This window comes from Streptomyces sp. M92 (assembly GCF_028473745.1).
In the GTDB taxonomy this organism is placed as follows: Bacteria; Actinomycetota; Actinomycetes; order Streptomycetales; family Streptomycetaceae; genus Streptomyces.
In genome coordinates this window covers 1,651,633-1,672,417 of record NZ_CP101137.1, presented here as the reverse complement: position 1 = coordinate 1,672,417, position 20,785 = coordinate 1,651,633, and the positions used below count along the sequence as shown (strand labels likewise).

Here is a 20,785-nt window from a genome sequence, read left to right as displayed (position 1 = left end):
ATGTCTTGTGGTAGGTGATCAGGCTGCGAGAGAGACGCGCGTCACGCGAATGATTTGGTGCCGGGGGTTTGATCCACAGTCAAGTATGGTTATCCACAGGCGGTTTGGGGCTGCCTGTGGAAACTAGAGCGGCGGCTTCACCCGGGCCAGTCTCCTCAGCACCCCGGGAAAGACACGGGTCATGAGGTGGGCTCCGCGCGCCTCCGGCGTCACCGGAACCACGGCCCTGTTGCGCGCCACCGCCTCAAGGACGGCGTCGGCGACCTTCTCCGGTGGGTAGTTGCGCAGTCCGTACAGCCGGGCAGCGCGTCGCTGCCGCCGTTTCTCCTCCTCGGCGTCGACGCCCGCGAAGCGCGCAGTCGACGTAATGCCGGTGTTGACGAGGCCGGGGCAGATCGCCGTGACGCCGATCCCCTGCCCGGCCAGCTCGGCGCGCAGGCACTCGCTCAGCATCAGCACGGCCGCCTTGGACGTGCTGTATGCGGGCAGCGCCCGGGAGGGCTGGAAGGCCGCCGCCGACGCGATGTTGACGATGTGGCCGCCCTGCCCGCGTGCGGCCATCCGCCCGCCGAACAGGCGGCAGCCGTGGATCACGCCCCACAGATTGACGTCGAGGACCTTCTTCCAGTCCTGCGGGGTGGTGTCGAAGAAGGAGCCCGACAGACCGATCCCGGCGTTGTTCACCAGGACGTCCACCACGCCGTACTCGGCGGCGACCTTGGCCGCCAGTTCCTCCATGGCCTGCTCGTCGGAGACGTCGGCCGTCTCCGCCCAGGCCGCCGTCGCACCGCTCAGCCGGGCCAGCTCCGCGGTGCGGACGGCCGCCTCGGCGTCCCGGTCGACGGCCACCACGCGTGCGCCGGCCTCGGCGAAGGCCAGCGCCGTCGCCCGCCCGATGCCGCCGCCCGCACCTGTGACCAGCACCAGCTGCCCGGCGAAACGGTCGGCGTGCCGGCCACTCGCCGCGGCCCCGGGCCCGCCGCCCTCGACGGCGGTGACGAACTCCGTGATCCAGTCCGCCAGCCTGTCCGGCCGGGTCCGCGGCACCCAGTGCTTGGCGGGCAGTGTGCGGCGGGTCAGCCGCGGCACCCACAGTTCCAGTTCGTCGTAGAGCCGCTCGGAGAGGAAGGCGTCCTCCAGCGGGGTGACGAGCTGAACGGGGGCGTGCGCGTGGGCGTCACCGCGCGGACGGCGCAGCCGGGGCCGGACGTTGTCCCGGTACAGCCACGCCCCGTGCGCCGCGTCCGTCGGGAGCGAGGCGGTCGGGTAGTCGCCGCCGGGCAGCTTCTCGGCCCGCCGCAGGATGCCCGGCCAGCGCCTGCCGAGCGGGCCGCGCCAGGCCAGCTCGGGCAGCACCGGTGTGTGCAGCAGGTACACGTACCAGGACTTGGCGCCCTGGCCGAGGAGCTGGCCGGCCCGGCGCGGAGTGGGGCGCCTGAGGCGCTTGTTGATCCAGTGCCCGAAGTGGTCAAGCGACGGCCCGGACATCGACGTGAATGACGCGATACGGCCCCTGGTCCGCTCGACGGTGACGAACTCCCACGACTGCACCGAGCCCCAGTCGTGGCCCACCAGGTGCACGGGCCGGTCCGGGCTGACGGCGCCCGCGACGGCCAGGAAGTCGTCCGTCAGCTTCTCCAGCGTGAACCCGCCGCGCAGGGGGCTCGGAGCGGTGGACCGGCCGTGGCCCCGCACGTCGTAGAGGACCACGTGGAAGCGGTCGGCGAGGCGGGCTGCCACCTCGGACCAGACCTCTTTGCTGTCCGGGTAGCCGTGCACCAGTACGACCGTGGGGCGGACCGGGTCGCCCAGTTCGGCCACGCACAGTTCGACCCCGCCCGAGCGCACCCAGCGCTCCCGCGCACCGTCCAGCACCGTTGACTCCCCTCCGCCCAGCGACGTCGCCGAATCTCCCAGTTGTTAGACCCGCCGTCAATAGGGTGCGAGGCGCGGCCCCGCGCCCTCGCGCCGTAGCTCTCAGGCACGGCATCCCCTACGGGCCCGTACTACTCGAGACTGACGCGAAGACGGCTCTCCGGTCTGACGACCTCAGTGGCGCCCGTCACTACTGTCATGGATGTGACTGTGATCGCGACCGAAAGCCTGAGCAAGCGGTTCCCCCGGGTGACCGCTCTCGACCGGCTCTCCGTGGACGTCGGACCCGGTGTGACCGGACTCGTCGGCGCCAACGGCGCCGGCAAGTCCACCCTGATCAAGATCCTGCTGGGTCTGTCTCCCGCCACCGAGGGCCGGGCCGAGGTGCTCGGACTCGATGTCGCCACCAAGGGCGCCGACATCCGCGAGCGAGTCGGCTACATGCCGGAACACGACTGCCTGCCACCCGACGTCTCGGCCACCGAGTTCGTCGTCCACATGGCACGCATGTCCGGCCTGCCGCCCACCGCCGCCCGCGAACGCACGGCCGACACCCTGCGCCACGTCGGCCTGTACGAGGAGCGGTACCGGCCCATCGGCGGCTACTCCACCGGCATGAAACAGCGCGTGAAACTCGCGCAGGCCCTGGTCCACGACCCCCAGCTGGTCTTCCTCGACGAGCCGACCAACGGCCTCGACCCGGTGGGCCGCGACGAGATGCTCGGCCTCATCCGCCGTATCCACACCGACTTCGGCATCTCCGTCCTGGTCACCTCGCACCTGCTGGGCGAGCTGGAACGCACCTGCGACCACGTCGTCGTCGTCGACGGCGGGAAGCTGCTGCGCTCCAGCTCCACCACGGACTTCACCCAGACCACGACGACCCTCGCGATCGAGGTCACCGACACCGACGAACACTCCGACGGCACCCGCGCGGTCCGCGACGCACTCCACGCACGCGGCGTGAGCGTCCAGGACGGCAGCGGCCTGCCCGGCGCCGGCCACGTCCTGCTGCTCACCGCGGCGGGCGAGGACACCTACGACCTGGTCCGGGACGTCATCGCCGACCTGGGCCTCGGCCTGGTGCGCATGGAGCAGCGCCGGCACCACATCTCGGAGGTCTTCAAGGACAGCGACGCAGACCGGAAGGAGGCGGTCGGCCATGGCAACTGAGCAGCCCGTAGCCACTGCGGCGGGTGACCAGACCCGCATCCACAACATCGGCTACCGCAACTACGACGGCCCCCGCCTCGGCCGCGCCTATGCCCGCCGCTCGCTGTACTCGCAGTCCCTGCGCGGTGCCTACGGCCTCGGCCGCTCGGTCAAGTCCAAGGTTCTGCCGATGCTGCTGTTCGTGGTGATGTGCCTGCCCGCGGCCATCATGGTCGCCGTGGCCGTCGCCACCAAGGCGAACGAACTGCCGCTGGACTACACGCGCTACGCCATCGTGCTGCAGGCCGTCATCAGCCTCTACGTCGCCTCGCAGGCCCCCCAGTCCGTCTCCCGCGACCTGCGCTTCAAGACCGTGCCGCTGTACTTCTCGCGGCCCATCGAGACCGCCGACTACGTCCGCGCCAAGTACGCGTCGCTGGCGTCGGCCCTGTTCATCCTCACCGCCGCACCGCTCGTGGTGCTCTACGTGGGCGCGCTGCTCGCCAAACTCGACTTCGCGGACCAGACCAAGGGGTTCGCACAGGGACTCGTCTCCGTGGCACTGCTCTCGCTCCTCTTCGCCGGCCTCGGCCTGGTCGTCGCGTCGGTCACCCCGCGCCGCGGCTTCGGCATCGCGGCCGTCATCGCCGTCCTGACCATCACCTACGGCGCGGTCTCCACACTCCAGGCCATCGCGGACGTCCAGGGCAGCACCGGCGCCGTCGCCTGGATCGGCCTGTTCTCGCCGATCACCCTCATCGACGGTGTGCAGTCCGCCTTCCTGGGCGCCACCTCGGCCTTCCCAGGCGGGATCGGACCGAGCAATGCCGAGGGCGCGGTCTACGTCCTCGTCACCCTCGGGCTGATCGCCGGCGCCTACGGCCTGCTGCTGCGCCGCTACAAGAAGGTGGGACTGTGAGCACCCTCAGCATCGACCACGTCTCCCGCTGGTTCGGCAACGTGGTCGCCGTCAACGACGTCACCATGACGATCGGCCCCGGTGTCACCGGCCTGCTCGGCCCCAACGGCGCGGGCAAGTCCACCCTGATCAATATGATGGGCGGCTTCCTGGCCCCCTCCACCGGCAGCGTCACCCTCGACGGACAGCCGGTCTGGCGCAACGAGGCCATCTACCAGCACATCGGCATCGTCCCCGAGCGGGAGGCGATGTACGACTTCCTGACCGGCCGCGAGTTCGTCCTCGCCAACGCCGAACTGCACGGCCTGGGTGCCAAGGCGGCCCAGGAGGCGCTCGCCACCGTGCAGATGGAGTACGCGCAGGACCGGAAGATCGCCACGTACTCCAAGGGCATGCGGCAGCGCGTCAAGATGGCCAGCGCCCTCGTGCACGACCCCTCCCTGCTCCTGCTCGACGAGCCGTTCAACGGCATGGACCCCCGCCAGCGCATGCAACTGATGGACCTGCTGCGGCGCATGGGCGACGAGGGCCGCACGGTGCTGTTCTCCTCGCACATCCTCGAAGAGGTCGAACAGCTCGCCTGGCACATCGAGGTCATCGTCGCCGGCCGGCACGCGGCCAGCGGCGACTTCCGCAAGATCCGCCGCCTGATGACCGACCGGCCGCACCGGTACCTGGTACGTTCCAGCGACGACCGGGCGCTCGCCGCGGCGCTGATCGCCGACCCGTCGACGTCCGGTATCGAGGTCGACCTCGCCGAGGGCGCCCTGCGCATCCAGGCCGTCGACTTCGGCCGGTTCACGGCCCTGCTGCCCAAGGTCGCGCGCGACCACGGCATTCGGCTGCTCACGGTCTCGCCGTCCGACGAGTCCCTCGAGTCCGTCTTCTCGTATCTCGTCGCGGCGTAGGAGGCCGAAGAATGTACGACCCCACAGTCGCCCGGCTCACCTACCGGGCCCTGCTCGGCCGACGCCGGGCCCTCATCCTCGGCGCGCTGCCCCTGCTGCTGCTCATCATCGCCGTGGCGGTACGCGCCCTCGCGGGAGCCGACGACCAGACCGCGGCCGACGTCCTGGGCGGGTTCGCGCTCGCCACCATGGTGCCGATCATCGGCGTCATCGCCGGCACCGGCGCCATCGGACCTGAGATCGACGATGGATCGGTGGTGTACCTGCTGTCCAAGCCGATCAAGCGGCCGACGATCATCTTCACCAAGCTGATCGTCGCCATCGCCGTGACGATGGTCTTCTCCGCCGTGCCCACGCTCCTCGCCGGCCTGATCCTCAACGGCAACGGCCAGCAGGTCGCCGTCGCCTACACGATCGCCGCGCTGGTCGCCTCCATCGCCTACGCGGCGCTGTTCCTGCTGCTGGGCACGGTGTCCCGGCACGCGGTGGTCTTCGGGCTCGTCTACGCCCTCGTCTGGGAGGCCCTGTTCGGCTCCCTGGTCCCCGGGGCCCGCACGCTGAGCGTCCAGCAGTGGTCGTTGGCGGTGGCGCAGAAGGTGGCCGACGGGAACCTGGTCACCTCCGACGTCGGCCTGCCGACGGCGACGGTGCTGCTGGCCGCGGTGACCGTGCTCGCCACCTGGTACGCCGGGCAGAAGCTGCGGTCGCTGACGCTCGCCGGGGAGGAGTGACGGGCCATGGCCTGACGGCCCCTTCACCTCGGCCCGGGCACACTGGGCCGAGGCAGGCGAGGCAGAGCCGGACAGAACGCGGGAGAACGCGACGACGCAGGGCGGGGAGGACCGGAATGGCGGACCAGACACCTCAGCGCGACGCTCACGGTGGTGACGACCCCTGGGACGGTCTCGTCCTGGACGAGGAGTTCATACGCGACGCCGGGACCTCCGAGCCGTCGGCCCGTGCCCGGATGCTCACCGCCCGCTGGCGCCGGGAGCAGCCGGAACCGCAGCCGTGGCGCTCCGACGAGCCGCCCGCCGGGTGGTTCTTCAGCAAGGGCCGCCGCCGCAGGTGGCGCCGACGGTAACGCGCCCTACGTCCGCATTTAATCGGTGGCGCCCGGCTTTCCGTACCGGCACTGTGGTGGATGCACGAGGCCGGACGGCTCCGGCGCATCGGGCGGCCGCTTCGAGCACGCCGGACCGTCTCTCGCGAGGCGTCCGGCGTGGGCCCCCGACGGGGACGCCGGTGCCGTCCGGACCGTGCGCGAGGCCCGTCGCCGGGCAGACCGGACGGCGCCCGGGACGTCGGCGTCAGGTCGGCGGCGTCAGCCCGCCAGCCGCTCCAGCACCACGGCGATGCCGTCCTCGTCGTTGGAGGACGTCACCTCGTCGGCCACCGCCTTCAGCTCCTCGTGGGCGTTGGCCATCGCCACGCCCCGTGCGGCCCAGCCGAACATCGGGACGTCGTTGGGCATGTCGCCGAAGGCGATCGTGTCCGAGGCCTTCAGACCGAGCCGCCGGGCCGCCAGCGACAGCCCGGTGGCCTTGGTCAGCCCCAGGGGAAGCAGCTCGACGATGCCCGCACCGGCCATGGTCACCGTGACGAAGCCACCAGCGGTGCGTCGGGCCGCCTCGGCAAGCTCGTCGTCCGACAGGGTCGGATGCTGGATGTAGATCTTGTTCAGCGGCGCCGACCAGAGGTCCGACGCGTCGGTGAACGGCACCGCGGGCAGATCGCCCCCGACCGAGTAGCCCGGGCCGACCAGGACGTCACCGTCCAGGCCGTCACGGCTCGCCGCGAGGTACAGCGGGCCGGTCTCCACCTCGATCTTGGCCAGCGCCACCCCGGCCAACTGGCGGTCCAGCGTGACCGAGGTCAGCAGCCGGTGCTCGCCGGCGTGGTAGACCTGCGCGCCCTGACCGCAGACGGCCAAGCCGTTGTAGCCGAGGTCGTCGAGGATGTGCCGGGTCCACGGCACCGCGCGGCCGGTGACCACGATGTGGGCGGCGCCCGCCGCGGTGGCCGCGGCGAGCGCGTCCCGGGTCCGCTGCGAGACCGTGTCGTCACCGCGCAGCAGCGTGCCGTCGAGATCGGTGGCGATCATCCGGTACGGGAAATCACTCGGGGTGCCCGTGCCGGAAGCGGCCGTCGCGGAGTCGGTGTCACTCACTTGGCCACCGGTTCCAGGACCTCCCGGCCGCCCAGGTACGGACGCAGCACCTCGGGTACGCGCACCGACCCGTCGGCCTGCTGGTGGTTCTCCAGGATCGCCACGATCGTGCGCGGAACCGCGCACAGCGTGCCGTTGAGCGTGGCCAGCGGGCGCACCTTCTTGTCCTCGCGGACCCGGATCGACAGCCGGCGGGACTGGAACTCGGTGCAGTCCGAGGTCGAGGTCAGCTCGCGGTACTTGCCCTGCGTCGGGATCCACGCCTCGCAGTCGTACTTGCGCGAGGCCGAGGAGCCCAGGTCGGCCGAGGCGACGTCGATGACCCGGAACGGCAGCTCCAGCGACGTCAGCCACTGCTTCTCCCACTCCAGCAGGCGCTGGTGCTCGGCCTGCGACTCCTCGGGGAGGACGTAGGAGAACATCTCGACCTTGTCGAACTGGTGCACGCGGAAGATGCCCCGCGTGTCCTTGCCGTGCGAGCCCGCCTCGCGGCGGAAGCACGGTGAGAAGCCGGCGTAGCGCAGCGGCAGGCGCTCGGCGTCGATGATCTCGTCCATGTGGTACGCCGCCAGCGGCACCTCGGACGTGCCCACCAGGTACAGGTCGTCCTTGTCGAGGTGGTAGACGTCCTGCGCGGCCTGGCCGAGGAAGCCGGTGCCGGCCATCGACTGCGGGCGCACCAGCGCCGGGGTGAGCATCGGCGTGAAGCCGGCCGCCGTGGCCTGGGCGATCGCCGCGTTGACCAGGGCCAGCTCCAGGAGCGCGCCGACACCGGTGAGGAAGTAGAAGCGCGACCCGGAGACCTTGGCGCCGCGCTCGACGTCGATGGCGCCGAGCAGCTGGCCCAGCTCCAGGTGGTCGCGGGGCTCGAAGCCCTCGGCCGCGAAGTCGCGGTGCGCGCCGTGCGTCTCCAGGGTGACGAAGTCCTCCTCGCCGCCGACGGGCACGTCGGGGTGGACGAGGTTACCGAGCCGCTGGAGCAGCTCCTGCGTCTCGGCGTCGGCCTTGTCGCGCTCGGCGTCGGCGGCCTTCACGTCGGCGGCGAGCTGGCTCGCGCGCTTCAGCAGCTCGGCCTTCTCGTCCCCGGAGGCCTTGCCGATGAGCTTGCCGAGGCCCTTCTGCTCGGCGCGCAGCTCGTCGAAGCGCACGCCGGACGACCTGCGCCGCTCGTCGGCAGACAGGAGGGAGTCGACGAGCGCGACGTCCTCTCCACGGGCGCGCTGGGACGCGCGCACACGGTCGGGGTCCTCACGGAGCAGGCGAAGGTCAATCACGCGGTCAAGGCTACCGGTGAGCGGTGACGGGTCTCGACTCGCTATTGCCCATCGCGGGTCTCGCGTTCCGTTATGCGGGTATTGCCCGTTGTGTGCGTCTCAGGTGGCCCGTGATCCGGACTGTCAATGAAAGGTGTCCCATTCCCTGGAACGAGCCGACGGGCAGGCGGTGAGTTGACCGGATTTCCGTGCCCAGGAGGGGACTTGGGGGAGCGGGGCCCGTCGGAATCCACAGCCCGGAAAAGTTATCCACAGGCTGTGCGAAAGATCTGTGGACTCCTGGAATTGATCATTCTCAATTCCAGGAGAGGGTTGGTCCAAACCTTCCACGCGCCCACCTTCGAGTGAAAACGGGACACTCGGTGTCACTCCGGAGTATGGCGGTCAAGAAACAGGTGGACGAAGGGTGACCTGCGACTCTGTGGATGAAGTGGGGGACTGTAGGCGGATTTGTCGACTGAATGGCGGTTCGTTGTCGACTTGTCCCCAGGTCGAGAAGAGGACCTGTGGATAACTCCTGTGGATAACGAAGATCGACCGATATGAATTACCACTGGCCGAATCCGGCCGTCAGAAGCGGCCGTCCTGGCAGCGCGCCACCCAGTCCGCCGCCGCCACGAACTCCTCGTCCGAGGTTCCCGGCCGTAGCGCGTCCACGTCCGTCGGTGTGACCTCCGCGCGCGGGTACGACCCGAGGTAGCGCACCTGGAGGCAGGACCGCTTGAGGCCCATCAGGGCGTCGGCGACCCGGCGGTCGGAGATGTGGCCCTCGGCGTCGATGCAGAAGCAGTAGTTGCCGATGCCGGCGCCGGTGGGCCGGGACTGGAGCAGCATCAGGTTGACGCCCCGGGTAGCGAACTCGCCGAGCAGGTCGCGCAGGCCGCCGGGGTGGTCGTCGCGCTGCCAGAGCACGACGGACGTCTTGTCCGCGCCGGTCGGTGCGGCGGGCCGGGCCGGACGGCCCACCAGCACGAAGCGGGTCTGGGCGTTCTCCGCGTCGTGGATGTCGGACTCCAGCACCTCGAGGCCGTATCGGCTCGCGGCGAACTCGCCGGCGAAGGCCGCGTCGTACCGGCCCTCCTGCACCAGGCGGGCGCCGTCCGCGTTGGAGGCGGCCGATTCCCAGGCGGCGTCCGGGAGGTGGGTCTTGAGCCAGTTGCGGACCTGGGGCTGGGCCGCCGGGTGGGCGGTGACCGTTTTGATGTCGGAGAGCTTGGTGCCGGGGCGGACGAGCAGCGCGAAGGTGATGGAGAGCAGCACCTCGCGGTAGATCATCAAGGGCTGGCCGGCGACCAGCTCGTCGAGGGTGGTGGTGATGCCGCCCTCGACGGAGTTCTCGATCGGTACGAACGCGGCCTCGGCCTCGCCGGTGCGCACCGCGTCGAGCGCGGACTGCACGGACACGTACGGGACCAGTTCCCGGGTCGCCGTCTCCGGAAGTGTGCGCAGGGCGACTTCGGTGAAGGTGCCTTCGGGACCGAGATACGCGTAACTGGCTGGCATGTCCTCACCCTAATGGGCCCCGGCCGAGGCGGCTGACGCGTCCCGCGCAGGCCCCCCGCCGGGGTGAAGCGCGGCCGGTTTCACCCCTCCAGCAGCCGCTGACCCACGTACTCTCCCTCCGCGGCCCCGCCCGGCACCGCGAACAGACCGCTCGCCTCGTGCCGGATGAACGGTGACAGGGCGTCCCCCCGGTCCAGCTTGCGCTGCACCGGCACGAAGCCGCGCAGCGGGTCGGCCTGCCAGCAGATGAAGAGCAGTCCGGCGTCCGGGGTGCCGTCGGCGTCGAAGCCGTCGTGGTAGGAGAAGGGGCGCCGGACCATGGCCGCGCCGCCGTTCTGGTCGGGGCGGGAGATCCGGGCGTGCGCGTTGATCGGGACGACCAGCTTTCCGGCTTCGTCCGTCTTCTCCAGGTCCATCTCGGTCGTCTCGGTGCCTCCGGACAGCGGTGCCCCGTCGGACTTGCGGCGCCCGATGACGTCCTCCTGGGCCTTGAGCGACAGCTTCTCCCAGTCGTCGAGGAGCATGCGGATGCGGCGTACGACGACGTAGGAGCCGTTCGCCATCCATGCCGGTGCGTTCGTCCCGTCCTTGCCGGGGTGGTCGGGGACGAAGATCCGTTGGTCGAAGTCGGCGTCGGCCGGTTTGGGGTTGCGGGTGCCGTCGACCTGGCCCATGAGGTTGCGGGCCGTCATGGGGTGGGCGGTGGCGCCCGGTGAGCGGTTGAAGCCGTTCATCTGCCAGCGGACGCGGGCGGCCGATCCGGCGTCTTTCTGGATCGCGCGCAGGGCGTGGAAGGCGACCAGGGCGTCGTCGGCGCCGATCTGTACCCAGAGATCGCCGTTGCTGCGGTTCTTGTCGAGGCGGTCGGAGGAGAAGTCGGGCAGGGGGTCGAGGGCGACCGGACGCTCCTTCTCCAGGCCGGTGCGGCCGAAGAAGCTGTGCCCGAACCCGAAGGTGACGGTCAGGGAGGACGGTCCCGCGTCCCGGGCCACGTCCGTGTCGTGGGGTCCGGCCGGTTCGCCCGCCATCAGCCGTCGTGCGGTGTCCGACCAGCGGCGCAGCAGCGCGGCGGCCTCCTTGCGGCCGGCGCCCGCCGCCAGGTCGAAGGCGACGAGGTGGCCGCGGGCCTGCATCGGCGTGGTGATGCCGGGCTGATGTTTCACGTGAAACTTCACTTGCCCGTTGCCCACCGCGGCGAGCGGTGTGGCCGCGGAGGAGGGAGCGGCGGCGTAGCCGGCGGTGGCGCCCGCCGCGCCGAGCACGAGCCCGGTGGCGCCGGCGGTGCCGAGCAGCCGCCGGCGTGAGATGCCCTGGTGGGTGATGTCCTGGGCGTCGGAGGGCCCGGACCCGCCGGGCGTCCCACGGTTCGCCTCGCGGGTGCGGGTCTCCGGGTTGGTCTGGTCAGCCATGGTGCGGTTCAGCCGATCTGCGCGTTCTTGGAGACGGTCGCCTGGTCGATGTCGGAGGTCCGTACGGTCACGGCGACCTCCCAGTCGCCGGCCATCGGGATCTGCACTCCGCTCGCCGACCAGTGTCCGGTGGTGATGTGGTCGGGGACGACGGGCAGGGGCCCGATGTCCTTGGCCTCCTGGGTGAAGGCGACCTTCACCTCGGGGATGTCGATGGCGGTGCCGTCCGGGCGCTCGACGTAGAGGTGCAGGTCGTTGGCGCCGACGCGGGCGGGGTCCAGCTCGACCCGAATGACGCCCTTGCCGTTCTGGCCGCCGGTGTCGAAGGGCATGTCCAGGGTCACCGTTCCGGAGGAGGCGGACGCGGCGGCGGAGGACGACGGGTCGGCGGCCTTGGCCTCCTGCTCGGTGCGGCCCGGTTCCGTCTGGGTCAGCACGGTGGTCACGGCGAGCAGGACGACGGCGACCCCCGCCTCGGCGAGCACGGAGCGCCGTAGGCCGAAGCGCTGGGGGTCGGCGTCGCGTTGTCTCTTGCGCCGGGCGGCGTCCATGGCGGCGCGCTGCCGCGCGAGCTGGGCGGCTCGCCGGGAGTCACCGGATCCTGCGGCCGCGGCGGAAACCTTGGCCGTGCCGGCTGCCTCGGCGGTGCCGGCTTCCTTCGCCGCGCCGGACTCGGTGGCGGACTCCACGCCGGACTCGGTGGCGGACTCCGCGCCGGACGCCTTCCCGGCGGCGGTCTTCTCCAGCGTGCTCGCCGCCTTCGCCGCCTCCGGTTCCTCCGCTGTGCCCTCCCGCTGCCGGACCAGCGCCGGTTCGTTCTCCGCCAGCCGCGCCGTCCATCGACGCGACAGGTACGCGATGCCGACCAGTACGGCCACGAGCCCGATCTTGACGAGGAGCAGCTGCCCGTACCGTGTGTCGGTGAAGGCCGTCCAGGAGCCGAGCTGACGCCAGGACTGGTAGGTACCGGTCGCCACCAGCGCCACCACGCTGCCGAAGGCGACGCGGGAGAACCTGCGTACGGCGAGAGCGGGGACGGGTGTCTCCGCGGACGCCCGGTAGAGAGCGACGAGCAGGGCGGTGAGGCCGCCGAGCCAGGCGGCGACGGCGAGCAGGTGGACGACGTCGACGGGCATGGCGATGCCCGCCTGGAGGCCGACGGAGGCGTGCTCGGACATCGCCCACGTCGCCGCGAGGCCGGCCGCCACGACGGTTCCGCCGATCGCGAGCCCGAAGCTGAGGTCCCGCTTCTCCTCGTCCTCCCGTTTGTCGTAGGCCCCGAAGAGGACCGCCACGAACAGGGCGGCCGCCGCGAGCAGGAGCAGCCGGGAGACCAGCGCCGCACCGGACTTGGTCTGCAGTACCTCGCCGAGCAGGGTCAGGTCGAAGACGTCACCGAACTTCCCGGAGCCGGTGTAGGAGCCGCGCAGCAGGAGCAGCAGCAGGGTGGCGGCGGTCAGCGCGAGCCATCCGGTGACGACGAGCCGCTGCACGGGCCGTACCCCGGAGCCGCGCGGCCAGCAGGCGAGGACGAAGGCGGCGCCGCCCACCAGGACGGTGAAACCGGCGTACGACACGTACCGCCCGAGTCCGTAGAGCCAGCCGACGACCCCGCCGCCCGCTTCGGTGGTGTAGACGGAGACGGAGGTCTCTGAGGGGGCGCCGACGGAGAAGGTGTAGGCCCCGGCGACGGGGTGGCTGTCGGCGGAGACGACCTGGTAGGTCACCGTGTACGTGCCGTCGGGCAGCCCGGCGTGCAGTTTCACGGTGTAGGTCGTGCCGCCGGTGCCGGAGGGCCTGCCCTCGTCGACGCGCTTGCCCTTGGGGTCCAGGACGCGCAGTGAGTCGTCGTCCATGGAGACCGACTCGGAGAAGGTGAGCGACACCTGGGCCGGAGCCTTGTCGACCACCGCCCCCTGCTGGGGATCGCTGCCGGTGAGCGCGGCGTGCGCGGAGGCCGGTCCGGCGGCGGCGAGCAAGGCGCAGGCCGCGGCCAGGAACAGCAGCACCAGGGTCCGGACGCGCGGGGCGGTGGTCTGCGTCAAGGTGGTCCCTCCCTCAGTGTCCGGTGTGTTCGGAGTGTCCGGTGGTGGGCCGGTAGGTGGCCGCCTTCACGGGGAGCTCGACCGTGACGGGGTCGGAGTGGGCGAAGTGCAGTTCGACGGAGACGGTCTCACCCTGTTCGAGCCGCTGCGTCAGCTTCTCGATCATCAGGTGGTTGCCGCCGCTCTCGAGTACGAGTTCGCCGTGTGCGGGGATCGGGAGGCGGTCGACCTCCTGCATCGTCCCGCCGGCGGTTTCGTGCACGGTGACGTCACCGGCTTCGCTCGTCACGGAGGTCAGTTGGTCCTCGGCGTCGCCCTTGTTGGTGATCGTGAGGAATCCCGCCGCCATCGAGTCGGAGACCGGCTGCGGTATGTAGGCGGCGCCGACGGAGAGTTCGGCACCGGAGCCGGACGAGTCCGAGCCGGAACCGCCGCAGCCCGCGAGGACCAGCGCGCCGCTCACCGCGAAGGCGGCGAGGGCGGGGCGGCCGCGCAGGCCCTTCGGGGTCCTCGTGTGCCTCACGGGTTCTCCCCCTTGATGAGCTTGGGGAGGTCCTTGGTGTAGTCCTCGACGGTGGCGTCCTCGCCGTACAGCACATAGCCGGCGTCGGACTTCGGGGAGAAGGCGACGACCTGGGTGCCGTGCGTCGAGACGATCTTGCCGTCCTTGTCCTTGGTCGGCGGGTCGATGGAGATGCCGAGGGTGCGGGCGCCTGCCTGGATGGTGTCGAAGTCGCCGGTGAGGCCGACGATCTGCGGGTCGATGCCCTTGAGCCACTTGCCGAGCGCGGCCGGGGTGTCGCGCTCCGGGTCGGTGGTGACGAACACGATCTGGAGCTTGTCCTGCTCGGCCTGGGACAGCTGCTTCTTGGCGACCGCGATGTTGTTCATGGTCAGCGGGCAGACGTCGGGGCAGTGGGTGTAGCCGAAGTAGATCAGGGTGGGCTTGCCGACGGTCTGCTCGCGGAGGTCGTATTCCTTGCCCTGGGTGTCGGTGAGGACCAGGTCGGGCTTCTCGAAGGGCTTGTCGAGAACGGTGGCGGCCTGCTGGCCGGTGTCCTCGGAGACCACGGTGACGGGCTTGTCGCTGTCGGTGCCGCTGCCGCACGCGGACAGGGTCAGGGATGCGGCGGCGAGCAGGGCGGCCGCGGCGAACGTCTTCTTGCGCATAGGAAAATGTCCCAGATGTGAGGTGCTCGGGTGCGCGCCGGGTCCGTCCACCGACGGGGTTCCGGCGCGCACCGGACGAGATGGTGTGCCGACGTGGTCACGCCGGCACACCGGCGCGGGCGTGGTTACGCCGACGCACCGGAGTCGCGCCGGCGGCCCGCCAGCACGCCGTACGCGACGCCCGCGACGCCGACGACGATGCCGACGGTGCCGAGGACCCGGGCGGTGGTGTCGCTGCTGTCGCCGGAGCCGGACGAGGAGGAGCTGTCGGCGGCCGTGTTCTGCGCGGCCGCCTCGGTGTCGTCACCGGCCTTGGCGCCCGACGCGCCGTGGGCGTCGTCCTCGGCAGCGGACAGTTCCAGCACCGGCGCCGGGGTCTCGGGCTCCTCCTGGCCCTCCTGCGGCACCTCGATCCAGCGCACGACCTCCTTGTTGGAGTACGTCTGGATCGCCTTGAACACCAGCTGGTCGGTGTCCTCGGGCAGTGCGCCGAGGGAGACGGGGAACTTCTGGAAGTAGCCGGGCTCGATGCCCTTGCCCTCGGCCGTCCAGGTCACCTTGGTGACGACCTCGGTGAGCTGCTTGCCGTGCGAGTCCAGCGGCTTGTCGAGCTTGGACTTGGTGACCTCGGCCTTCCAGCCGGGGACCGGCTGCGGCATCACGGAGGCCAGCGGGTGGTCGGCGGGGAAGTTGATCTCCAGCTTGGTGGTGGAGGCGTTGTCGCGCTCGTTGGGGACCTTGAAGCCGACGGTCGCGTAGCCGCCCTTGGCGGCGGGGCCCTCCGGCTGCACGCTGACGTGCGCGGAGGCGGGGGCGGACAGGGCGAGGACGGCGATGCCGGAGACGGCGCCGGCGGCGGCGATACGGGAAGCCTTCATGGGGGGCACTCCGCTTCGAGTGGGTCACCGGTACGGAGCCGGTGACGGATGTCGGACGACGGGAGGAGCGCGCGCAGGCGCGCGTGCCGCACGACGGCGGCCCCTCCGTGCTCCGGAAGCGGTCGCGTCGTGTCAGACGGCGAGAGTGAACGCGTCGCTCGGCGGTCCGCGCCTGATCACCGTGTGCTGGAGCGCGGTGGCGCACGGACGGGGAGGTACCGGCTGGGCGGCCCGCGGCGGGCGCGGACCCTTGCCGGGAGCGCCGGCGAGACCGGCGTGCAGTGCGCGCACCAGGAAGAGCGCCGCGCGCAGGGCGCGGACGAAGGCCGCCTCGGCCACCGAGTGGGCCGACTGCGCCGACAGTTCGACCAGCCGCGCCAGGGCCAGGTCCCCGCGGCGCAGCAGCCAGCCGGCGGCCAGGGCGGCGAGGACGTGACCGAGCAGCATCGGCAGGGACGGCAGCAGGGCGGCGGAGGTGCCGGCCAGTGCGTCGGCGGACTGGTGCGCGGCGCCGGAGTGGGCGTCGGTGGCCGGGGCGATCCGCGCGTCGGTGAGGATGCGCTGGGCCTCGGCCGGACTGATCGCCGCCGCGGTGGTCCCGCAGACCAGCCGTGCGGCCTGCTGGATCAGTGAGGCGTCGGACGGCGCACCCGAACCACCCGTGGCCGCACCGGCGGCCGTGACCGCCGTGGTGCCGTGCTGGCCCAGCCCGAAGAGGGCGTGCAGGGCCGTCTGGCCGACGGTGAGCAGCACCGCGATGCCGGGCAGGGAGCGTTCGCGTCCGGCGAGGGGCGCGGCGACCAGGACCGCCCCGAGGAACCCAGCGCCCAGCGACCACAGCGGGACGCCGGCGCAGGAGGCGAGGGTGTGCCCCGCCGCGGCCAGCACGACGCAGACCGCGGCGAACACCGCGGCCCGCAGGATCCGGAGATCGTTCCCGGAACGCGTCGGCGAGTGGGGGGCAGTCATGGCGGCCTCATCATCGCACTGGCGCCGCCCGCCCCGTACGGCAGGTCCACAAGATGCCGTACGACCGGAAGTGGGGGAAAGAAGGCGGAAGAGACCGGAAGGGACCGTAAGGGGCCGGAAGAAGGACAGGAAGATCATTGCCGGGTGCGAGCCGCCCCGCATACACCGATCGGCGGCAGGGACGCATCCGCCGTTCGGGCGGTCCGGGGCGGACAGCGTGCTTACGTCCGGGTACGGAGGGCAATACGTATCGGTATGTCGAGCCGCGGCCGGGAGGCTGGAGCATGAGCATCTGGTGGTCACTCCATCTGCGGCGCGAGGCTGCGAGCGTGCCCCTGGCCCGACGCCTGCTGATCGGCACCATGGAGACCGCGGGCGTCGACCCGGACATCTCCTTCGACCTCTCCGTCGCCCTGAGCGAGGCCTGTGCCAACGCCGTCGAGCACGGCGGCGACGACGAGCCCGGCGGCCCCTCGGAGGCGTACCGCGTCACGGCCTACCTCGACGGTGAACGGTGCCGTATCGAGGTCGCCGACACCGGACCGGGCTTTCCCGCCGCCGTCGCGGGGGCGGGCGTACTGCCTCCCGCGCCTCCGGCCGAGGCGGAGAGCGGGCGGGGTCTGTGTCTCATCCGTGAACTCGCCGACCACGTCCACATCGGAGGCACGCCGGGCCGCTCCGGGTCAGTGGTGAGCTTCGACAAGATCCTCAAGTGGCGGGAAGACACACCGCTGGTGGCGGTGTGACCCCGTCGGCGCCCCCTCGGCCCATCGTCGGCACGCCGACGGCCGGGCACCTTCGCGGTGCCCGGCCGTCGCTCGTGTGCCGGTCGTGTCAGCCCTTCAGCGAGGCCATCCACTTCTCGACCTCGTCCGACCGGCGCGGCAGCCCGGCGGACAGGTTCCGGTTGCCGTCCGCGGTGACGAGGATGTCGTCCTCGATGCGCACGCCGATGCCCCGGTACTCCTCGGGCACGGTCAGGTCGTCGGCCTGGAAGTAGAGGCCGGGCTCGACGGTGAGGACCATGCCGGGCTCCAGCGTGCCGTCGACGTACGACTCGACGCGCGCGGCGGCGCAGTCGTGGACGTCCATGCCGAGCATGTGACCGGTGCCGTGCAGCGTCCAGCGGCGCTGCAGACCCAGCTCCAGCACGCGCTCGACCGGTCCCTCGACCAGGCCCCACTCGACGAGCCGCTCGGCCAGCACGCGCTGGGCGGCGTCGTGGAAGTCGCGGTACTTGGCGCCCGGCTTGACCGCCGCGATGCCCGCCTCCTGGGCGTCGTACACGGCGTCGTAGATCTTCTTCTGCAGCTCGCTGTAGCGGCCGTTGACCGGGAGCGTGCGCGTGATGTCCGCGGTGTAGTACGTGTGCGTCTCCACGCCCGCGTCGAGCAGCAGCAGGTCGCCGGAGCGGACCGGGCCGTCGTTGCGCACCCAGTGCAGGGTGCAGGCGTGCGGGCCGGCGGCGCAGATGGAGCCGTAGCCGATGTCGTTGCCCTCGACGCGCGCGCGGAGGAAGAAGGTGCCCTCGATGTAGCGCTCGCTGGTCGCCTCGGCCTTGTCGAGGACCTTCACGACGTCCTCGAAGCCGCGCACGGTGGAGTCGACGGCCTTCTGCAGCTCGCCGATCTCGAACTCGTCCTTGACCAGGCGGGCCTCGGACAGGAAGACGCGCAGCTCCTCGTCGCGTTCGGCGGTGACCTTGTCGGTCAGGGCCGCCTCGATGCCGGCGTCGTAGCCGCGCACGACGCGCACGGGGCCGGTGGCCTCGCGGAGGGCGCCGGCCAGTTCGCGCACGTCGGAGGCGGGGATGCCGTGCAGCTTCGCGGCCTCGGTGAGGGAGTGGCGGCGGCCGACCCACAGCTCGCCCTGGCCGTCCAGCCAGAACTCGCCGTTCTCACGGTCCGAGCGGGGCAGGAGGTAGATCGTGGCCTCGTGACCGTCGTCCCTCGGCTCCAGGACCAGGACGCCGTCCTCGGTCTGGTTGCCGGTCAGGTACGCGTACTCGACCGAGGCGCGGAAGGAGTACTCCGTGTCGTTGGAGCGGGTCTTCAGGTTGCCCGCGGGGATCACCAGGCGCTCGCCGGGGAAGCGGGCGGACAGCGCGGCGCGGCGGGCGGCGGTCTCGGCGGCCTGGGCGATCGGCTCCAGGTCGTGCAGCTCGGTGTCGGCCCAGCCGGACTTCATGTTCTCGGCCAGCTCGTCGGACACGCCGGGGTACAGGCCGTTCTTGCGCTGCTTGATCGGCTCCTCGGTCTCGTCCGGGGTCTCCGGGTTCTCCGGGTTCTCCGGGGTGAGCTCCTCCGCCACGGTCATCCTCCTCAGTACGGCACTGGACCACCCCCCATCGTACGGTCGTACGGAAGGGGGCCCAGGGCCGAAGGGCCTGTTACACGGAAGCGCTACCGTCCGTTATCCGCCACGGACCCGGTGTCGACGTCCGTTAATCGAACCGGACCGCCAGCAGGACCACGTCCTCCTCGGAGTCCGCCTCGGCCCTGCCGTCCGGCAGCACCGTGCGCAGGACGTGCTCGGCGACGGCGTCCGGGTCCTGCCGCGCGGCCCGGGGCACGCCGGCCGCCGCCGCGTGCAGTCGGGCGAAGGCGCGGTCGGCCGGGCCGCCGGTGCGGTGCAGCAGACCGTCGGTGTACAGCAGAACCGTCTCTCCCGGCTCGGCCTGCACCTCCACGCTCGGTGCCTCCCAGCAGGCGAGCATGCCCAGCGGCGCGGAGACGGAGGTCTCGGCGTACTCCGTGCGCCGCTGCCCGATCAGCAGCGGCGGGCTGTGTCCGGCGCCGGCCAGGGTGATCCGGCGCAGCGCGGGCTCGCAGTAGCCGAAGAGGGCGGTGGCCGAGCGGGCGGGTTCGGTGAGCCGCAGCAGCAGTTCCAGGTCGGACAGGACCGCGACCGGGTCCTCGCCCTCCATCACGGCGTACGCCCGCAGGGAGGCGCGCAGCCGTCCCATCGCGGCGACCGCGCTGGGCCCCGCCCCGGTGACGGACCCGACGGCGAGCCCGAGCGCGGCGTCCGGCAGCGGCAGGGCGTCGTACCAGTCGCCGCCGCCGCGCGGCCCGGTGCGGTGCCGGGCGGCGAGCTGGACGCCGGGCACGCGGGGCAGGCGGGAGGGCAGCAGTTCCTCGGCCAGCGTCGCCATGGACGCGCGCGTGCGCTCGACTTCCAGCAGCCGGGCCAGGTGCGGTGCGGCGTACCGGGTGTAGAGGCCCGCGAGGTGGCGCTGTCGTGCGTCGGGCTCGGCGGGCTCGTCGTAGAACCAGACGGCGGCTCCGAGGCGCGCGGTGCGTTCGGCGCGCTCGTTGTCTCCGGTACTTCCGGCAGCTCCGGTGCTCGCGCTGCTTTCCGCGGACAGCGGCAGTGCGTAGCTGGCGGCGTAACCGAGGCGGGCGGCGACCTCGCGGTGGCGGGGGTCGAGCAGCTTCTCGGCGAACAGGTCCGGCTCGGCGAGCCCGCCCTCACCGACCGGCAGCCCGTCCAGAATCCGCCCGTGCGGCAGGGCGTCGCGGGGCACCGTCTCGATGTGGCCCAGGTCCGCGCGGGCGAGCCCGAGGCCGACGGTGGTGTCCGGGCCCAGGCCGTCGGCCGGTTCCAGGGTGACGAGACCACGCCGGGCGCCCACCAGGACGGCTCCGGCGCGCAGCAGTTCCTGCAGTCCGTCGGCCAGGGAGTCCGTACGGACCAGGCGCTCGGTGAGCTCGTGCAGGGTGGTGAGGTCCGAGACCCAGCCGGCGAGCCGGTCCTGGAGCAGGGCGCCGGGGGCGCAGGGGGTGCCCGGGCGGTCCGTGACGTTCGCGGTGTCCGCGGTCTCCGCGGTGTCCGCGGTGTACGTGGCGCTCTGCGGCGCGGCCGGGCAGGTGCCCGGGGCGGCGGACGCGACAGTGTGTGCGGGGGACGGAACCGTTGAATCGATTCCGGCCACTTTCGCAGAGTGCGGGGCGTTCATGGCGTCCGGCCTTCCGACCGGCGCTTACTGCTCAAAAGCATCGCGAACCCCCATGTCATTCTGCGCCGCTAGCAGTGTCTCCACATGTACACGCACTCGTAAGGAGATGTCCAGCATTGTCCTGCTGGGATTCCTGGTGTCCGTGGGGTGTGAGTGTCCTCCTTCTCGACCTCTTGCGGAAAAGAGAAAATGGCTTGAAACTGCCCTGGAGGACCTCTTGTTGCGGTCGACTGGGGGTGCTTTACGGAGCGTCACAACGGTCGTGATGGGTACGTACTCGGTGAAGGCCAGGGGTGGTTGGGAGCCACTCGGAACCTGGCGGCGGACCCGGGCGTCCTATCCACCGACGACCGTGCCCCATCCTCCCGTGGCGGAGGCGGAGAGAAATACGCGCGACGGCAAAACGCCAGACTTCGCCACCCCCGCGCCACGCCCATGCTTTTGATGGACGCAGTGCGGACGTACCGTCCCGGACGCAGTCAGTGCTCGGCCTACAGGGCTTCTCCTCGCCCTTGGCGGAGGCGTCGTCGGCGGAAGATGGCCTCGGCAGGGGTG

At 71.4% G+C, this 20,785-nt stretch carries 18 protein-coding genes; 6 read left to right on the top strand and 12 right to left on the bottom strand.

What is annotated here, in order from left to right; translation table 11 throughout:
- Positions 1–123: 123 nt before the first annotated feature.
- On the bottom strand, positions 124–1,875 hold the full coding sequence (locus M6G08_RS07595) for an SDR family oxidoreductase (RefSeq protein WP_272586408.1): 1,752 nt from the start codon (positions 1,873–1,875) through the stop codon (positions 124–126).
- A gap of 210 nt (positions 1,876–2,085) precedes the next feature.
- On the opposite strand from M6G08_RS07595, the gene M6G08_RS07590 reads away from it, so the two are divergent.
- The 5 genes from M6G08_RS07590 to M6G08_RS07570 all read left to right on the top strand — a co-directional run bounded on the left by M6G08_RS07590 (position 2,086) and on the right by M6G08_RS07570 (position 5,938).
- Entirely contained in the window at positions 2,086–3,048 is a 963-nt protein-coding gene (locus M6G08_RS07590) for an ABC transporter ATP-binding protein (RefSeq protein WP_272591279.1), read from the top strand.
- Complete coding sequence (locus M6G08_RS07585) at positions 3,038–3,946, top strand: ABC transporter permease (protein WP_272586407.1); 909 nt, start codon at positions 3,038–3,040, stop codon at positions 3,944–3,946. Before M6G08_RS07590 ends, M6G08_RS07585 begins: the two co-directional genes overlap by 11 nt.
- Positions 3,943–4,854 (top strand): ABC transporter ATP-binding protein, encoded by a 912-nt coding sequence (locus M6G08_RS07580; protein ID WP_272586406.1) that lies wholly within the window; start codon positions 3,943–3,945, stop codon positions 4,852–4,854. The genes M6G08_RS07585 and M6G08_RS07580 overlap by 4 nt, the downstream gene beginning before the upstream one ends.
- Before the next feature lie 11 nt (positions 4,855–4,865).
- Positions 4,866–5,585, top strand: a complete 720-nt coding sequence (locus tag M6G08_RS07575; protein WP_272586405.1) for an ABC transporter permease subunit — start codon at positions 4,866–4,868, stop codon at positions 5,583–5,585.
- Between the two features lie 116 nt (positions 5,586–5,701).
- Positions 5,702–5,938, top strand: a complete 237-nt coding sequence (locus M6G08_RS07570; protein WP_217248430.1) for an SGM_3592 family protein — start codon at positions 5,702–5,704, stop codon at positions 5,936–5,938.
- 240 nt (positions 5,939–6,178) lie between these two features.
- Here M6G08_RS07570 and M6G08_RS07565 read toward each other — a convergent pair whose 3' ends face one another.
- The 9 genes from M6G08_RS07565 to M6G08_RS07525 form a co-directional block, all read right to left on the bottom strand.
- Positions 6,179–6,958 carry an HAD family hydrolase gene (locus tag M6G08_RS07565; protein ID WP_272591278.1) on the bottom strand — a complete coding sequence of 260 codons (780 nt, stop codon included), beginning with the start codon at positions 6,956–6,958 and terminating at the stop codon, positions 6,179–6,181.
- Between the two features lie 62 nt (positions 6,959–7,020).
- Entirely contained in the window at positions 7,021–8,298 is a 1,278-nt protein-coding gene (serS, locus tag M6G08_RS07560; protein ID WP_272586404.1) for a serine--tRNA ligase, read from the bottom strand.
- A 570-nt stretch (positions 8,299–8,868) separates the two neighbouring features.
- A complete protein-coding gene (gene pheA / locus M6G08_RS07555) occupies positions 8,869–9,801 on the bottom strand; it encodes a prephenate dehydratase (RefSeq protein WP_272586403.1) in 933 nt (310 codons plus the stop codon).
- 80 nt (positions 9,802–9,881) lie between these two features.
- Positions 9,882–11,210 (bottom strand): iron uptake transporter deferrochelatase/peroxidase subunit, encoded by a 1,329-nt coding sequence (gene efeB / locus M6G08_RS07550; RefSeq protein ID WP_272586402.1) that lies wholly within the window; start codon positions 11,208–11,210, stop codon positions 9,882–9,884.
- Between the two features lie 8 nt (positions 11,211–11,218).
- Positions 11,219–13,255, bottom strand: coding sequence for a copper resistance CopC/CopD family protein (locus M6G08_RS07545; RefSeq protein WP_272586401.1), 2,037 nt, complete (start codon positions 13,253–13,255; stop codon positions 11,219–11,221).
- A gap of 13 nt (positions 13,256–13,268) precedes the next feature.
- Entirely contained in the window at positions 13,269–13,778 is a 510-nt protein-coding gene (locus tag M6G08_RS07540; protein ID WP_272586400.1) for a copper chaperone PCu(A)C, read from the bottom strand.
- On the bottom strand, positions 13,775–14,425 hold the full coding sequence (locus M6G08_RS07535; protein WP_272586399.1) for an SCO family protein: 651 nt from the start codon (positions 14,423–14,425) through the stop codon (positions 13,775–13,777). The genes M6G08_RS07540 and M6G08_RS07535 overlap by 4 nt, the downstream gene beginning before the upstream one ends.
- A gap of 125 nt (positions 14,426–14,550) precedes the next feature.
- Positions 14,551–15,303 (bottom strand): YcnI family copper-binding membrane protein, encoded by a 753-nt coding sequence (locus tag M6G08_RS07530; protein ID WP_272586398.1) that lies wholly within the window; start codon positions 15,301–15,303, stop codon positions 14,551–14,553.
- Between the two features lie 132 nt (positions 15,304–15,435).
- The gene (locus M6G08_RS07525; RefSeq protein ID WP_272586397.1) at positions 15,436–16,272 is read right to left on the bottom strand and encodes a hypothetical protein; all 837 of its coding nucleotides are present in this window, start codon (positions 16,270–16,272) and stop codon (positions 15,436–15,438) included.
- A 284-nt stretch (positions 16,273–16,556) separates the two neighbouring features.
- On the opposite strand from M6G08_RS07525, the gene M6G08_RS07520 reads away from it, so the two are divergent.
- Positions 16,557–17,018: an ATP-binding protein gene (locus M6G08_RS07520; protein ID WP_272586396.1), complete on the top strand. Its 462-nt coding sequence runs from the start codon at positions 16,557–16,559 to the stop codon at positions 17,016–17,018.
- An 88-nt stretch (positions 17,019–17,106) separates the two neighbouring features.
- Here M6G08_RS07520 and M6G08_RS07515 read toward each other — a convergent pair whose 3' ends face one another.
- Positions 17,107–18,582, bottom strand: coding sequence for an aminopeptidase P family protein (locus M6G08_RS07515; protein ID WP_272586395.1), 1,476 nt, complete (start codon positions 18,580–18,582; stop codon positions 17,107–17,109).
- 133 nt (positions 18,583–18,715) lie between these two features.
- On the bottom strand, positions 18,716–20,230 hold the full coding sequence (locus M6G08_RS07510; protein ID WP_272586394.1) for a PP2C family protein-serine/threonine phosphatase: 1,515 nt from the start codon (positions 20,228–20,230) through the stop codon (positions 18,716–18,718).
- Positions 20,231–20,785 lie beyond the last annotated feature (555 nt).